This window comes from Micrococcus sp. IITD107, from assembly GCF_041927415.1.
Taxonomy (GTDB): Bacteria; Actinomycetota; Actinomycetes; order Actinomycetales; family Micrococcaceae; genus Citricoccus; species Citricoccus terreus.
The window spans coordinates 15,506-32,765 of record NZ_JBHFFN010000007.1 but is presented as its reverse complement, the minus strand read 5'-3'; the positions used below and the strand labels follow the sequence as shown (position 1 = coordinate 32,765).

Annotated in this window: 8 protein-coding genes; all 8 read left to right on the top strand. The window is 70.0% G+C overall.

Going from position 1 to position 17,260, the window contains the following annotated elements:
- The first annotated feature begins 142 nt into the window (after positions 1 to 142).
- The 8 genes from ACEXHE_RS11825 (at position 143) to ACEXHE_RS11790 (ending at position 17,228) form a co-directional block, all read left to right on the top strand.
- A complete protein-coding gene (locus tag ACEXHE_RS11825; protein ID WP_374785927.1) occupies positions 143 to 6,340 on the top strand; it encodes an Ig-like domain-containing protein in 6,198 nt (2,065 codons plus the stop codon).
- Between the two features lie 61 nt (positions 6,341 to 6,401).
- The gene (locus ACEXHE_RS11820) at positions 6,402 to 7,400 is read left to right on the top strand and encodes an AAA family ATPase (protein ID WP_374785926.1); all 999 of its coding nucleotides are present in this window, start codon (positions 6,402 to 6,404) and stop codon (positions 7,398 to 7,400) included.
- 14 nt (positions 7,401 to 7,414) lie between these two features.
- Positions 7,415 to 8,803, top strand: a complete 1,389-nt coding sequence (locus ACEXHE_RS11815; protein ID WP_374785925.1) for a DUF58 domain-containing protein — start codon at positions 7,415 to 7,417, stop codon at positions 8,801 to 8,803.
- Positions 8,800 to 11,319 (top strand): transglutaminase family protein, encoded by a 2,520-nt coding sequence (locus tag ACEXHE_RS11810; protein ID WP_374785924.1) that lies wholly within the window; start codon positions 8,800 to 8,802, stop codon positions 11,317 to 11,319. Before ACEXHE_RS11815 ends, ACEXHE_RS11810 begins: the two co-directional genes overlap by 4 nt.
- Before the next feature lie 57 nt (positions 11,320 to 11,376).
- On the top strand, positions 11,377 to 12,585 hold the full coding sequence (locus tag ACEXHE_RS11805) for an RDD family protein (protein WP_374785923.1): 1,209 nt from the start codon (positions 11,377 to 11,379) through the stop codon (positions 12,583 to 12,585).
- The gene (locus ACEXHE_RS11800; protein ID WP_336703827.1) at positions 12,582 to 13,439 is read left to right on the top strand and encodes a protein phosphatase 2C domain-containing protein; all 858 of its coding nucleotides are present in this window, start codon (positions 12,582 to 12,584) and stop codon (positions 13,437 to 13,439) included. Before ACEXHE_RS11805 ends, ACEXHE_RS11800 begins: the two co-directional genes overlap by 4 nt.
- Complete coding sequence (locus ACEXHE_RS11795; protein ID WP_374785922.1) at positions 13,436 to 15,511, top strand: FHA domain-containing protein; 2,076 nt, start codon at positions 13,436 to 13,438, stop codon at positions 15,509 to 15,511. Before ACEXHE_RS11800 ends, ACEXHE_RS11795 begins: the two co-directional genes overlap by 4 nt.
- A gap of 7 nt (positions 15,512 to 15,518) precedes the next feature.
- A complete protein-coding gene (locus tag ACEXHE_RS11790; protein ID WP_374785921.1) occupies positions 15,519 to 17,228 on the top strand; it encodes a serine/threonine-protein kinase in 1,710 nt (569 codons plus the stop codon).
- Positions 17,229 to 17,260 lie beyond the last annotated feature (32 nt).

The window sequence follows — 17,260 nt, the reverse complement described above, 5'->3', positions numbered from 1 at the left end:
CGCCGGATGCATCCGGCCACTGGGTACACTGGACGGGAGCTTCCGGCGTCTCTGAGCCGGAGTGCCATCCTGACCTGTGCACCGCCGCCGAGGCGGGGAGCGTGGTGGACAGGAGGGGGAACTAGGGGAAGTGAGGGACACGGTGGGAGCACGCCTCTCAGCACGCTCAGGCACGGTCAAGACCACGGCGGCCGTCGGCGTCTCGGCGCTCGCTGTCACCGGTGCCGTCCTCTACCCCGGGTTCCAGACCGCCGATGTGGACCTCAATGACGGCGGCGTCTGGGTGGTCAACGCCCAGGAGAACAAGGTCGCCCATCTGAACTATCAGTCGGGGACCCTGGACGGCGGCGTCACCACCACCATGACGGAGTACGACCTCGCCCAGCACGGCAGCCAGGTCTACCTCCGCAACCTCGAGCAGGCCGCCCTCACCACCGTGGACCCGGCCGCGTTCGAGCTCACGGACGAGAACATGCTCCCCAGCAACGGCAGCTTCTCCTTCGGCCAGGACGTGGTGGCTGTGGCGGACACCGGACAGGGACGGGTCTACGCCGCCGAGTCCAGTGCTCTGGGCAGCCTGGCGGCCGAAGGCGCCGAGCCGATCTTCGAGGGCGAGGGCCGGGTCATCTCTGCCGTCGGCCGGGACGACTCCGTCTGGGTGGCCGATCTGGACGGCAACCGGATCCTCGGCTTCCGCCCCCTCACCGATGAGGAGCGTCAGCAGGAGGGCACCGAGCAGGTGGGAGACGGCGGATCTCCCGACGACGGCTCCTCGCCTGAGCAGGACGGCTCGGCATCCGGTGAGGATGGGAGTGATGATCCTGCCGGGTTCCGTCAGATCGCCGACACCGAGGTGGACGGGCTTCAGGGCCTGACCGAACCGCAGATCACCGCTGTGGGGGACACCGCGGTGGTCTTCGATCCGGCCAGTGGCACCGTGGTGACCTCCGAGGGGAACTCCTCGGCCGTCGTCGACCCGGCTGAAGGCAGGCTGCAGGCCCCCGGTCCGGATGCCGACTTGGCCGTGATCTCCCTGGCGAACAAGAACGCCCTGGTGCCGTTGGGCGGCGGCGAGCCGCAGTACGCTCCGGTGGAGAGCACCGGCACCCCCGTCCAGCCGGTGCGCGTGGGCTCCTGCACGCACTCGGCGTGGACCGGATCCGGGACCTATCTGCGGGACTGCGACGACGACTCCCAGGACACCACCGAGCAGATCCCCGAGCTGCCTGCCGAAGCCCAGCTGGTGTTCCGGGTGAACCGGGACGTGGTGGTGCTCAACGACATCAACGAGGGCAACACCTGGCTGGTGCAGGACGCGATGAAGATCGTGAACAACTGGGCCGATCTGGAACCGCCCAAGGGCGAGGGCGAGCAGGAGGAAGAGGAGTCCGACGAGGTCACCGACGCCATCGAGCTGCCTGACCGTCAGGAGGAGAACCAGAAGCCGATCGCCCGGGATGACAGCTTCGGCGTGCGGGCCGGGCGCACCACCGCGCTGCCCGTGCTGTTCAACGACGTGGACCCGGACGGCGACCTGCTCACCGCCACGCTGCGCGGGGACCAGCCTGAGCTGGGCACCGTCCAGCCCATCTATGACGGCACCGGTTTCCAGATCGTGGTCCCCGACGACGCCACGGGGCGGGCCAGCTTCACCTACCGTGCCGATGACGGACGCACCGGCACCGACGACGCACGGGTCAACCTGCGCGTGGTGCCCGAGGACGAGAACACCCCGCCGAAGCAGGAACGGGTCACCACCCTGCGGGTCCAGGCCGGCACCGAGGTCTCCCAGAACATCCTCACGGACTGGCGTGACCCGGATGGGGACGACCTTCAGCTGCTCGGCGCCACGTCCGAGGACGGCGACGTGGTCCGTGTCCGCCCGGACGGCGTCCTCACCTTCGAGGACGTCGGGAAGACCACGGGGATGAAGGAGCTGGAGGTCTCCGTCTCAGACCGGCGCGAGTCCACCACCGGGCGCGTCATGGTCGAGGTGCTGCCGCGCGGCTCCGCTCCACCGGTGACGGCCACCGACCACGTGACGGTCAACGTGGGAGAGGAGGCCCAGTTCTCCCCGCTCACCAACGACTTCGACCCCACCGGCACCTCCCTGCGGCTGGCCCACGTGGACCAGCCCAATGACGCCGACGTCTCCCTGAACGCCGACACCGGCACGGTCACGTTCCGGGGAGACCAGGAGAAGACCCACTACCTGAAGTACGTGGCCACCAACGGCCCGGCCTCGGCTCCCGGGCTGATCCGGGTGGACGTCAAGGACCCGGAGAAGAACACCGGCGCCCCCGTGGCCGTGCGGGACGTCGCTCTGCTGCCGGCCAACGAGGACGTGCTCGTCAATGTCCTGGGCAACGACTCCGATCCCGCTGGAGGCGTGCTGGTGGTGCAACAGGTGAGCCTGCCGGAGGAGTCCCCGGTGACCGTGGCCGTGGAACGCAATGCCTTGATCCGGGTCACCGATCAGCAGGGTCTGCGCGAGCCGCTGACCTTCACCTACACGGTCACCAACGGGTCGGCGACCTCGGTGGGCGAGGTGACGGTGATTCCGATCCCCGCCCCCGAGAAGCTGGAGCCGCCCCGTCCCAACCCGGACACCGCCGTGGTCCGCGCCGGGGATATGGTGACGGTTCCTGTCCTGGAGAACGACGTCCATCCCAATGGGGCCGAGCTGACCCTGGAGCCGGAGCTGGCCGAGACCGTGGACGCGGAGGACGGCCTGATCTCCGTGGCCGACGACACCATCCGCTTCCGCGCCGGCCAGGAGGCCAAGACCGTCTCCGCGGTGTACACCGTCTCCGGTCCGGACGGGCAGGAGGCCTCGGCCCGGGTGACGTTCCACATCCAGCCGGAGGACCTGGAGAACAACTCCCCGCCGGCCCCCGAACGCGTGGAGGCCCGCGTGTTCGCCGGCAACACCGTGGCGGTCCCGATCCCGCTGAACGGGATCGACCCGGACGGGGACTCCGTCTCCCTGGTCCAGCTGGAGACCCCGCCCACGCAGGGCACCGCCAAGGTCACCGCAGACTCCATCGAGTACTCCGCCTCCGAGGGCAGCTCCGGGACGGACTCGTTCAGCTATGTGGTCGAGGACCGGCTGGGCGCCCGTGCTGTGGGCACCATCCAGGTGGGCATCGCACCGGTCTCCTCACGCAACACCCCGCCGGTGGCCGTCAACGACTCCATCCGCGTCCGCCCGGACCGCCCCGTGGCGGTGGACGTGCTCTCCAACGACACCGACGCCGATGGCGACGAGCTCAGCTTCGTGGACTGGCTGGAGGCCTCTGAAGGCTCCGACGCCGCCCTGGTGGACGGCCGCATCCTGCTCACCGCTCCCGCCGAGCCCGGCTTCGTCTCGGTCACCTACAAGATCACCGATGGCCGAGGTGGACAGGACACGGCCACACTGACCGTGGAGTCCGACCCCGAGGCGCCGCTGCGCGCGCCGATCGCCCGCGACGACCGGGTGTCCTTCCAGGAGACCGTGGACCGTGATGAGGTCACCGTGGAGATCCTCAAGAACGACGAGGACCCGGACGGCACCGTGGAGGACCTGCAGGTCTCCCTGCCGGACGCACCGGACGGCGTGGAGCTGACCGATGATCGCCAGCTGGTGGTGCCGGTGACCTCCAACCCGCAGGTGATCACCTACCAGCTCACCGACGTGGACGATCTGAGAACCTACGGCTTCGTGGTGGTTCCCGGTGCGGGAGAGGCTCGTCCGGCCCTGGCCTCGGACACGCCCCTGGAGATCATGGCGGGGGAGACCCTGACCATGGCGCTGTCGGATCTGGTCGTGGTCCGGGACGGGCGCTCGCCCCGGATCACCGATGAGTCTCGGGTCACCTCCTCCCCGCAGTCGCAGGGATCCCTGGTCGGTTCGGCCACCGAGCTCACGTTCACCTCCGCCGATGACTACGCCGGTGCCGCCTCCGTCACCTTCGAGGTCACCGACGGCAGCGGGCCGGACGACCCCGAGGGGCTCAAGTCCGTGCTGACCCAGCCCATCCGCGTGCTGCCGCGTCCCGAGGAGAACAAGCCCCCGACCCTGCAGTCCAACACCCTCGAGGTCTCGGCCGGCGGCGATCCCGCCCGGCTGGATCTGCGCCAGGCCGCCAACGACCCCGATCCCGGTGACAACGAGCTGCTCGACTTCGCCCTCGGAGAGCAGGAGCTGGAGGGGGTGAGCGCCTCGCTGGAGGGCTCGATCCTGACCGTTCAGGCCGATGCCGACACGCCCAAGGGCAGCCGCGGCAACCTGCCGGTCTCCGTGACCGACGGCAAGTCCGATCCGGTCAACGCCCAGGTGACGGTCACCGTCAACGCCTCGGACCGTCCGCTGACGATCGCCAATCCGGACACCGTGGCGGAGGCCCGCCAGGGTGAGCCGGTGACGGTCGATGTGCTGGCCAACGATCGCAACTTCTTCGAGGACGTCGGTCCGCTGCGGCTGCTCGCGGCGGACATGGCCGAAGGACAGGGCGTGGCCGAGGTCTCCGGGTCCAGCCTGGTCATCACCCCGGGTGAGGACTATGTCGGTCAGATGCGCGTGCAGTACACAGTGGGCGATGCCTCCATGGATCCGGCCCGTGATGTCACCGGCATGGTCACCCTGAACGTGAAGGGTCGCCCGGATGCCCCGGGTGTGCCTCGCGTGGAGTCCGTCTCGGACGGTCAGGTCGTGCTGACCTGGGATGCCCCGGCGAACAACGGATCACCCATCACCGGCTACACCGTCAAGGCTTCCGGGGTGAACCAGGCGTGCCCGGCCACCACCTGCACCATCAGCGGGCTGACCAACAACATCGAGTACACCTTCACCGTCACCGCCACCAACGACGTCGGCGAATCCGAGCCCTCTGCGGCCTCGGCGCCAGCCCGTCCGGACGTGGAGCCGGAGCAGCCCGCGCCGCCGCGGGGTACCGACGGAGACCGGAAGGTGGACCTGACCTGGACCCCGCCGGTGAACCGCGGCTCACCCATCACCGCCTATACGGTGGAGATCTCCCCGGCCCCGCCGAACGGGATCACCCAGCGGCAGACCGGCGGCACCTCGGTGAGCTGGGACGGGCTGGTCAACGGCACCGCCTACCAGTTCCGGGTCCAGGCCGTGAACGATGCTGACCGGCCGTCGGAGTTCTCCGGGTGGTCCTCGTCGATCACCCCGGCCGGCAAGCCCTTGCAGCCGCTGGCCCCCTCAGCCTCACGCGCTGAGTCCGCCGTCAACGGCGGCGTGGCCAACGTCAGCTGGTCGGCTCCGAATGCCAACGGGGCCACGATCACCGGGTATGACCTCCAGGTCTTCGAAAGCGGATCCCTGGTGCGCACGATCCGCGGCATCAGCGGGACCTCCCAGCAGGTCACCGATCTGAAGACGACTTCGGCGTACTCCTTCGCCGTGATCGCCACCAACCGCGTCGGCTCCTCGGAGGCCTCGGCACGCTCCACCGCGGTGACGCCGTACGGCCGGCCCAAGGCCCCGGGCACGCCGAAGCTGGCCGCCACCGGGCAGAACAACACGCTCAGCGTGGACTTCACCGCAGGTTCGGCCAACGGATCGCCGATCACCGGTTACCAGTACTCCGTCAGCGGCGGCTCCTGGCAGAAGCTGCCCGGCGGACCCGGTTCGACCATCAACGTGGGCAGCAACGGCTCCAATGTGACCGTGCGCGTCCGGGCGATGAACGCCGCCGGCGCCGGCGACCCCTCAGCGGCCTCGAACCAGACCAGCGCCTACGGGCCGATCCGGGATGCCGCCAATGTCACCGCCACCGGCGGCAAGGAGAAGGTCGACTTCACCTGGAACGCCAACACCGCCGACTACGCTAACGGCCGCCCGGTGACTCTCTCGGTCTCCATCAACGGCTCGAGCACCCCGAATGACGGCTCCCAGTCCGTCTCGGTGGGCCACGACACCCAGCGCACCGTCACGGTCACCGCTCGGGATTCGGCCGGGCAGACCCGGACCTGGACCGCCAGCGCGACCTCCGACCCGGCTCCGCCGCCGCCCACTCCGCCGAGCGTGCGGATCTCCCGGGGTGCCCCGATCGATCGTCCGGGCCAGTGCTCAGGTGACCGGGGCTGCTCGGTGATCAACGCGACCGTGCAGAACATGGACCCGGGGACCTACACGGTCGAATGCTGGTACCACAACTCCTGGAAGTACCCGAACCAGGACCACCGCTTCTCCACCGCCAATAGCATCCGGGTGGGCTCCAATGGTTCGTTCTCCGGTTCCACCGGCTGCATGATCGAAGGCGACTACGTCGACCGCCTTTGGGTGGTCATCAACGGCGTGAAGTCCAACGAGATCCGCAACCCCTGGTGACCGGCGCACCTGGCACCACCACACATCACTCCACCCACCAGAGACAGAGGGACATCTGACCATGACCATGACCACCGAACAGGCCGAATGGTTTGCCGGCACCTTCGAGAAGATCTCGGACAATGTCGGCCAGGCCATCCTGGGCAAGGAGAACGTGATCGCCCTGGTGCTCACCTCCATGCTCACCGACGGCCATGTGCTGCTCGAGGATGCACCGGGCACCGGCAAGACCATGCTGGCCCGCTCCCTGGCCGCCACGGTGAAGGGCACCCACTCGCGTATCCAGTTCACCCCTGACCTGCTGCCCTCGGACGTGACCGGTGTGACGATCTACGACCAGAAGACCCAGGAGTTCGAGTTCCACCAGGGCCCGATCTTCGCCAACATCGTCCTGGCCGACGAGATCAACCGCGCCTCACCCAAGACCCAGTCCGCGTTGCTGGAGGTCATGGAGGAGGGCCGGGTCACCGTGGACGGTGTCACCCACACGAACGAGCGCCCGTTCATGGTCATCGCCACCCAGAACCCCATCGAGCAAGCCGGCACCTACAAGCTTCCCGAGGCCCAGCTGGACCGTTTCCTCATCAAGACCTCCATCGGCTACCCGGACCGCAGCTCCACGGTCGAGCTGCTCTCCGGTGCCGCCACCAAGGACCGCTCCGGTGCGCTCAGCCCCATCATCACCACTCAGGCGGTGCGGGACATGATCGATCTGGGGACCACGGTCCACGTGGACGGAGCGGTGCTGGACTACATCGCCGAACTGGCGGAGAAGACCCGTGAGGCCGATGAGACCCGCCTCGGCGTCTCGGTGCGCGGTGCCATGGCCATGGTGCGCGCCGCCAAGGTCTGGGCCGCCTCCCAGGGGCGGAACTATGCGCTTCCCGACGACGTCAAGGACCTGGTCCCGCATGTGTGGACCCACCGACTCGTGCTGGACCCGGAGGCCGAGTTCGCCGGCGCCACCGCGCCTGCGGTGATCACTCGAGTCCTCGCCCAGGTCCCTGCACCGCAGCAGCGTTCCGCGGCGCCGGCCTCCGCCGGAACCACTGAGTCCTGAGGATCAGCGCATCCATGTCCACTGAACAGTCCGCACCCGGCACGGCCGCGCCTGGACCCGGTCCGACCCCGGATCCGGCACAGCGGCCCACATCGGACTCGACCAACCGCAGCCAGCGTTCGGGTGAGCGCCGGACCGCCCGCGTGCGCACCCACCCCAAACAGCTCTGGCGAGAGTTCTCCGAGTGGGGGAGCGTGGCCACCGCACCGGCACGGGAATCGACCCAGGGCTGGTGGAGGGCCACCGGGCGCCCGGCGCTGTCCATCATCAGCCCGCTCGGCTGGCTGGTCATCGTCATCACCGTCTGCGCCTGGATCGCCGGGCTGGCCCTGGGATGGGTCGAGGCACGCATCGCCGGATTCATGGGCGTGCTGCTGCTGCTGATGGGCATCGGGTTCATCCTGGGCCGTTCGGCCTACCAGGTGCGCCTGGACTTGGCCCGGACCCGCGTGGCCGTGGGAGACCGCGCCGTGGGCGGGATCGAAGTCACCAATTCCTCCGACCGCACCCTGATGCCAGCCGCCATGGAGCTGCCCGTGGGCCGGGCCACCGCGGTGTTCCAGCTGCCCCGCATGCGTGCAGCGGCCACGCACGAGGACCTGTTCACGATCCCGACGCACCGGCGCGCGGTCATCGTCGTCGGGCCGGTCCGTTCGGTGCGGCAGGATCCGCTCGGGCTGCTGCGCCGCCAGCTGGAGTGGACCGATCCTGAAGACCTCTATGTGCACCCCCGCACGGTGGCCCTGCAGGGCTCCTCGGCCGGGTTCATCCGCGATCTCGAGGGCCTGCCCACCAAAGACCTCTCCAGTGCCGACGTCTCCTTCCACGCCCTGCGGGACTACGTTCCCGGGGACGACCGCCGTCACATCCACTGGAAGACCGTGGCCCGCACGAACAAGCTCATGGTCCGCCAGTTCGAGGAGACCCGCCGGGCCCACCTGGCGATCGCCCTGTCCACCAACACCGCGGAGTACGCCACCGACCACGACTTCGAGCTCGCCGTGTCCGTGGCCGCCTCGATCGGACTGGAGGCCTTCAAGGAGCAACGCAACCTCTCCATCCGCACCCACGCCGGGCCGGTGCACACCGAGACGGGACGAAACATGCTCGATGACCTGACCCGGGTGGAGGGCAAGGTCCTGCGGGAGACCAGCATCGACGTGGCCCGGTCCACCGCTGACAACGTGCCCAACGCCTCCGTGTTCTTCCTGATCACCGGAGACCAGCCCACCGCCACGGATCTGCGCAAGGCCACCAACCACGTGCCTCCCGGAGTGCGTGCCTTCGTCATCCGGTGTGCCCACGGTGTGGAGACCTCCCGCGCGAACATCGGGGACCTGACCGTCGTCTCGGTCGGGGACCTGCAGGACCTGGGCCTGGCCCTGAGGAAGGCGGCAGCATGATGGCGCGCAGAGAGAGCGGACTGCGCCAGCCCTGGTCCCATGTGGGCATGGACGCCGCCGTCCTGCTGGTGCTGCTCACCCTGGGCCTGCTGGGCTTCCACGCCACGTTCGGTGGCGACATCCGGTACCTCGTCGCCGGCCTCGGCGGGATCGTGCTGGGACTGGCCATCGCCGTGGCCTCGGCTCACTGGCGGCTGAACGCCTGGCTCACCGCCGGCCTGACCGTCGTCGGGTACCTGCTCTTCGGCTCGGCCCTGGCTGCGCCTCTCGAGGCCGCAGCAGGATTCCTCCCCTCCCTGCCAGCCCTGCAGGTGCTGGCCCTGGGGCCGGTGACCACCTGGAAGGACATCCTGACCGTGGCCGCCCCGGTGGGGGTGCACGGCGGAATGCTGGTGGCTCCCTATCTGTCCGGTCTGGTGACCGCCCTGGTGGCCGGCCTGCTGGCCTGGCGGGTGAAACAGCCGTACTGGACCGTGCTGCCGATCACCATGATGTTCGTGGTCGGGATCATGTTCGGCACCAAGGACGCCCCCATGCCGCTGCTGCGGGGCACCGTGCTGGTCATGGCCACCGTGGCCTGGCTGGCCTGGCGGCGGCACATGATGCGCACCCGGGGCACCCGCGTCCAGGAGGACACCGCCACCGTCTCCAGCCCGGAGTCGGCACGCCGGCTGCTGCTGCGCCGCGTGGGCATGGGAGCGGCGGTGCTGGCCGTGGCCACCCTGCTGACCGCGGCGGCCGCACCTCTGCTCACCCAGGCCGAGGACCGGCGGGTGCTGCGCGATGTGGTGGAGCCGCCGATCGAGCTCTTCGACTACGCCAGCCCGCTGATGAAGTTCCGTCAGTACGTCAAGGACGAGCACGAGACCGTGCTGTTCACCGTGGACGGACTGGGTGAGGGCCAACGAGTGCGCCTGGCGGCTCTGGACGCCTACGACGGCATGGTCTACAACGTGAATCCGATGGTCGGAGGCAACTTCTCGCCCGTGGGAGACGCCTCCCGGCTCACCGGGACCGACGAGAACCTGCCCGAGCACCGGCAGGCCGGCACCCTGGAGGTGACGATCGAAGGCTACGAGGGCGTCTGGCTGCCCGGCGGCGGGCGGCTGCGCGGCCTGGAGGCCTCCGGTCCTCGAGCCGACCAGCTCTCCCGCAGCCTGTACTACAACGACGAGAACGAGACCGCGCTGTCCACGATCCCGCTGCAGGAGGGGGACTCGTACGTGGCCGATGTGGTCTTCCCCGTGCAGATCGATCCCGGTGAGCTCGAGGGGCAGGACTTCGGGCGGATCGTGATGCCCGAGCTGCTCAACGTCCCGCAGATCGTCCCCGAACGCGCTCAGGAACTGGTGGGCGACCGCCAGCAGCCCTGGGAACGGGTCAGCGGACTGGCTTCCACGCTGCACGAGTCCGGTGCCTTCTCCAATGGACGTGAGGGAGAGGTCACCTCGCTCTCCGGGCACTACGCGGGCCGGATCTCGGCGCTGCTCGATGCCGAACAGATGATCGGCGACGACGAACAGTATGCCGTGGCGATGGCCCTGATGGCCCGGTCCCTGGACATCCCCGCACGCGTGGTGATGGGCTTCTACCCCGAGAACCTGCCGGCCGACGGCGGCCCGGTGCAGATCAAGGGCAAGGACGTGCACGCCTGGGTGGAGGTCCACTTCGGGAACATCGGATGGGTGCCGCTGGACCCCACCCCGGACAAGGACAACGAGCCCACGCCGCCCCAGCAGGAGCCCAAGTCCACACCCAAGCCTCAGGTGCTGCAGCCCCCGCCCCCGCCGCAGGAGCAGGCCGACCTGCCCCCGGACACCGCGCCGGAGCCCCAGGATGCAGAACAGCGTGAACGGGACTTCTGGGAGATCTGGGGCGGACTGATCCGGGCGATCATCTACTCGCTGATCCCGCTGCTGATCCTGTTGATCCCGCTGCTGATCATCGCCTGGCTCAAACTGCGCCGCCGCAAGCGCCGCCGCCAGGCCCAGACCCCGTCCGACCAGGTCTCCGGCGGTTGGTCCGAGGTGATGAGCTACGCCACCGATCTGGGCGCCGAGCCCCTGCGCTCCGGCACCCGGAAGGAGCACGCCGGGGCGCTGAGCAGCACCTTCCCGGCGGCTGCCGGCACCACGCTGCTGGCCCGGCGGGCCGACGCAGCCGTGTTCGGTCCGGACGAGCCGACCGAGGCGCAGGTCGCCGACTACTGGACCATGGTGGAGTCCCAGTTGCAGGACATGCGCGGATCGGTGTCCGGCTGGAGACGGCTCCGGGCCAAGTACTCGCCGCGCTCGCTCATGGTGGAGGCCAAGCACCGGCGCCGGCTCAAGCAGGCCCAGCGCCGGCGCGAGCGGGACGCTGCACGGCAGAGCCGAGCCGAGGCCCGCGAGCAGCGCCGTGCCCTGGAACGTGCCGCCCGAGCCACACGGCGTGGCGGAGGCGGCTCGGAGGTCCGTACAGTGGACCAGCAGGCCACGGACACGGCGACTGGACCGGACACCTCCGGCCGGGACTGACCCAGCCGCACCACTTTCGACGATCGCAGCACCAGGAACAGGACGGGACAGGACACCGTGCAGAAGACGCTCAATCTGGTCAACGCCACGGCCGGGAAACGACTGGCGGCCTGGCTGATCGACCGGATCGTACCCGCGCTGGCCGTGGGCCTGGCCACCGGCATCACCCTGCCGGAGGTGCTGGAGACCGCCGGCAGCGCCCAGGACGACGCCCTCTTCACCTTCTGGATGGCCCTGTTGGGCGCCTCCGTGGTCTCGCTGGCCTACACCGTGTGGCTGTGGGGCTGGGAGGCCACCGCCGGCAAGACCCCCGGCAACCTGATCATGGGCATCCGCACCACCTCGGAGGACGGACTGCCGGCCGGTTGGGGCGCGATCTTCCTGCGCGGGCTGATCATCGCTCTGAGCGGTCTGATCCCGGTGGTGGGACCGATCCTGATGATGATCTCCAACATCTGGGACCCGCATCATCAGCGCCAGGGCTGGCACGACAAGGTCGCACACACGCTCGTGGTGGACGTGAAGGCCGGACGGAACCCGCTGACCACCGGCGGGCTGTTCGGCCCATCCACGTTCGCTCCCGGCGGCATGCTCCAGCCGGGGCAGCCCGGCCACCCGGACACCGGCACGGAGGCGGTGCCGGCCGGATCGCGCTGGCCCGAGTTCAATGCCGCTGTGGCCGACGGACCCATCACGGCGGTCCCCGGGCGCCCGGCGGCCCAGCCGGCCCCCGCATCCACGCCGGCCCCGGCTGCTCCGCAGAACCCGGTCGCCGCCCCACCGCAGCCGTCCCAGGATGCTCCGGCCCGGTCCGGGAGCTCCACCGGCTTCCAGGACGGGCAGGTCGTGATGGTGGGCGGCGCGGCCGATCCCGCCGACGCGGATCCGGACCGTGAGATGGGAAGCACCCAGCTGCGCAGCGAGGTCGCCCGGCCGCGCGCCATGAAGCTGACCTTCGACGACGGACAGGTCCATACGATCTCCGGGGTCGTGCTGGTGGGACGCAACCCCGCCGGAGCAGCCGGGGAGACCGTCGATGAGCTGATCCCCTTCGCGGACATGGGGCGTTCGGTGTCCAAGACCCATCTGCACCTGACCGTGGACTCCTCCGGTGTCTGGGTCACGGACCGCAATTCCACCAACGGATCGGCTCTCACCCCGAAGGGCGGCGAGCGTCAGCGGCTCGAACCGGGACAGCCGGTCCTGGCCGCCCCTGGGGCCACGGTGCACTTCGGTGACCGCCACTTCACGGTGGCTGCTGCATGACAGGCGAAGCAGCGGCACCGCGTCCCTTCCGGCTGAACTACGGGTTCGGCTCGCACCGTGGGCTGCGCCGTCAGCTCAACGAGGACTCCCTGGTGGTGACGGGGAACCTCTTCGCCGTGGCGGACGGCATGGGCGGACACGAGGCCGGTGAGGTCGCCAGCCGCATCTGCGTGGAGACCCTGGCCGCTGGTGTGAAGGAGGTCCAGGACGACCTCACGGCCGAGGACCTGCAGCACCTGATGGTGCGCGCCGATGAGGCGATCCGGGAGGCCTCCGGGGCCCGTGCCGGGACCACCCTGGCCGGAGTGGCGATCGTCAGGGAGCACCAGGGCCTGTACTGGATGGTCTTCAACGTGGGGGACTCGCGGGTCTACCGCCTCTCCGAGGACGAGTTCAGCCAGGTCAGCGTGGATCATTCTGAGGTCCAGGAGATGGTGGACCGCGGGTACATCTCCCAGGCCGAGGCCCAGCACCACCCTCGGCGCCATGTCATCACGCGTGCCCTGGGCACCGGGGAGGCCCCGGACGCGGACTTCTGGATGCTCCCGGTGCATGACGGGGACCGCCTGATGATCTGCTCGGACGGACTCACCACTGAGGTGGAGGACGAGCGGATCCGGCAGGAGCTGCAGTCCCGTCACACCGCCCAGGATGCGGTGGACGGGCTGATCGGACTGGCCCTGCGCGGGGGCGGCCGGGACAACATCACCGTCGTCGTGGTGGATGTGGAGGACTCTGCCGCCGAGTCGGAGCGGAATGACACCTCCCCGCGCGATGGGGAGGAGCGTGGCACCACTCGACCCCGCGACCATGAGGTCGCACCGACCAGCACGCCCACGGAGGACCCGTCATGAGCGATTCCACCCTGATCCGCTACTCGGCCGGACCCTGGCTGGGCATGGTGCGGGGCGACTGCCTGGTGGCCCTTCCTGCGGACGCCAGCGAGGAGACGGCCGCGATCGTCTGGGACCTGATGGCAGAGACGCCAGGTGTGGACCGGCTGCTGGCCACGATCCTCTCCGGGCGCCTGGACCTGACCGGTCTGCCCTCCTTCGCACTGGTGGCCTTCCGCGGCGGTGAGGTCCACTCGATCCTGCGCGGTCCGGTCAGCCTGCAGGTGACCCTGGCCGACGACACCGAGCAGACCCTGCGGGGCACCGGTGTGGCCACCTGGAACGAGCGGATGCTCGGCGGCGTCACGGCACTGCGGTTCGCCGTGGACGAGGACGAGTTCCACTCCGAGACCCTCCCGCTGCTGCAGGGCGCGGTGCGTCTGAGCGCCCTGGAGGCAGACCTTCCCGACGACGGCCACGCACCGTCTGCACAGCCCGCGGCTGAGGCGGCGGGCGGCGTGAGCGGGGGAGTGGGGACGCGGGCTCCGGCCACCGCCCCCCTGCCCGTGTCCGAGCCGGCCCCGCCGCAGCGCGATCCGGAGCCGGCCCCGGAATCCGAGACCGAGTCCGCGCCGGCAGAGGAGGCGGAGTCCGAGGCGGAGGCCGAGCCGGACTCAGAACGGGTTCTGGAACCGGAGCCGGACATGGAACCGGAGTCGGCGCCGGAACCGGTGGAGGTGGAGCTCGAGCCAGCGGCTGAACCGGAGACCACACCGGCACCGGAGGCTGGCGATGAGGCGGAGATCGCTGAGGAGCCCGTCGAGGACTCCGCTGACAGCCGCGAGTCCGCTGACGAGCAGGCCGATGAGACGTCCACTCTCCGGGACGCGGACACCGCCGTGGCGCCGGTCGATCCCGAGGATGAGCCCGCCCAGGATGATCGCGACGACAGCGACGACACCGACGACCTAGACGCTCCAGACGGTCCAGGCGAGGTCCCGGCTCCGGAGGCTCAGGACGACCCCGACGACGAGCACACGGTGATCTCGCCCGCCGGGCAGCAGGCGCAGCAGGAGGCCTCGCGCACCACGGTCCCCGGGCCGCAGGAGCTGATCGACTCCGTGCCGTGGCTGGCCGCCGCCCGCCAGGCCACCCAGCTCGACCCGGCACCAGGTCAGACTGAGGACCCGGACGATGCAGCCACCCAGGTCCCCGAACTGCTGGAGATGCCCGCCGATCTCGACCAGACGGTCCGCCCCGACCACGACGGCTCCGGGGACACCTCCGAGACCGGCGCCGGTGGCGAGAACGGTGCAGCCCCGGGCGAGGACGCTGATGATCAGGACGCCGACGATCAGGACACCGTGCTCAGTGTCCCCGCACCGGCCCCGGCTCCATCCGAAGACCCGGACGACGCCGACACCGTGATGAGCCCCGGCTCGGCATCCGTCCCGCCCGCTCCGTCCGCACCACCGGCGTCACCCGCCATGCCCCCGGGTCCCCAGGGCTCGGACGGTCTGGACGAGGCCGACCATGACGGGCACACCGTGATGAAGTCAGACCTGGGTGACCTGGCCGGCGTCGGGACTGCCCCTGAACCGCCGGCCGCCCCGGCACCCGCGCCGCCCTCCACCGGCCCCATGGTCCTGGCGCGCTCCTGCGCGCAGGGTCACGCGAACCCGCCCACCAGCACCGAATGCGCGGTGTGCGGACAGACCCTGGACGGAGAGGCCGCGCAGGTGCGCCGGCCCTCCCTGGGGCGGATGCGCATGTCCACCGGAGAGGTGATCGAGCTGGACCGTCCCGTGGTGATCGGACGTCAGCCGCAGGCCCACCGGGTGGGTCCGGGCACCATGCCGCGGATGATCCAGGTGCGCAGCCCCCACGGGGACATCTCCCGCAACCACTGCGAGGTCGTCCTGGAGGGCTGGCATGTCCAGCTCAAGGACCTCAAGGCCACCAACGGCACCGTGCTGATCCGGGAGGGTCGCCCGCCGCGCCGCCTGGGCCAGGGTGAGCAGATCATGCTGCTGGACGGGGACATCGCGGACCTGGGCGACGGCGTGTCCGCGCGCTTCGAAGGCCTGTGGTGAGCCGCCGATGAGCTCCAAGAGACCTCCCGCACCGCCGCCGCACATCCCGGGGTACAAGTACGTCTCCCTGCTGGGATCGGGCGGATTCTCGGACGTGTACCTGTATGAGCAGGACCGTCCGCGCCGCAAGGTGGCCATCAAGGTGCTGCTCTCCGGGCTGAAGACCGAACGGGCCCGCCGCTCCTTCGAGTCCGAGGCCAACCTGATGGCCCAGCTCTCCTCGCACCCGTACATCGTGACGATCTACGAGGCCGACATCACCGAGGACGGGCACTCCTACCTGGCCATGGAGTACTGCTCGCGTCCCTCGCTGGATGTGCGCTACCGCCGCTCCCGGCTGGGCGTGGACGAGGTCCTGGCGATCGGGATCCAGGTGGCCTCCGCAGTGGAGTCGGCCCACCGCGCCGGGATCGTGCACCGGGACATCAAGCCGGCCAACGTGCTCACCACGGACTACAACCGTCCGGCCCTGACCGACTTCGGCATCTCCGGCACCACGGACGCCTTGGACGAGGACGCCGGCATGTCCATTCCGTGGTCCGCCCCGGAGGCCTTCACCTCGGACTCCCCGGACGGGGTGGCCATGGACGTGTGGTCCCTGGGCGCCACCCTGTACACGCTGCTGGCCGGGCGGTCTCCGTTCGTGCGGCCGGGGGCGGACAACTCGCAGAAGGCGCTGATCGCCCGGATCGGGAAAGACCCGCTGCCTCCGCTGAACCGGGCGGACGTGCCGGCCTCCCTGGAACAGGTGCTGGCCACCACCATGGCCAAGACGCCCACCTCGCGCTTCCCCTCCGCGCACGCCCTGGCCCTGGCCCTGCAGCGGGTGCAGACCGAGCTGGGCCTGTCCGTCACTCCCTTCGAGGTGATGGACGAGTCCGGTGCCCTGGAGGCCGAGGACGAGGCTGAGGACCTGGGCGGGGACGCCACTCGGGTCCGGCAGATCGTCTCCATCGATCCCGAGCAGGGCGCCACCGGAGGCTCCCATCGCTTCCCGCCGCTGCCGCCGTCGTCGCCTCCCGGGGCGGGCACGGAGCTGGACACGGACGCGGACGACGCCACCGTCATGCGTCCCTCCCGCGGACCTGCGCAGCCCTGGACGCCGCAGCCTCCGGGCGGACCGGATGACGACCCCACCATCATGGGTGGACGGGTCGGCGGTGCCCTGGCCGGCTCGCGGTCCCGGTCGCGTCCCGCGCAGCGAGTTCCCGACGACGGCACCTGGGAGACCTCGGGCGTCACCGCCCAGCGGGTCGAGGTGCGCGAGAAGAGCGGTGGCGCCCAGGCCTGGTTCGCGGAGAACCGGGTGGGGGTGATCGCCTCGGTGGTGGTGCTCGTGCTGGGGGTGGTGGCCGCGATCTGGCTGGCCAACACCCTGGGCGGGTCTGGGCCGGACCGTTCGCCGGAGGGCGGTCTGATCAGTGAGACTCCGGCCCTGCCGCTGCCCGAACCGGAGAAGCCCGTCCAGCCCGCCGCGGGGATCACCGCTGAGGTCTCCGGGGACGAGGCCGTGTTCACCTGGGAGAATCCGGAGCAGCGCGAGGGCGACACCTACCTGTGGCGCACCACCACCGCCACCGGCAAGGGACGGATCACCGGGGTGGAGGAGCCCACTGCCACCACGCCCGTGCTGGAGGATGACCGCACCTGCGTCGAGGTGGTGGTGGTGCGGTCCAACGGCAAGCAGTCGGAGCCGGCCGTGGGCTGCGTGGACTAGATGGTGAACAGGACAGAACGAGAGGCGGGGGA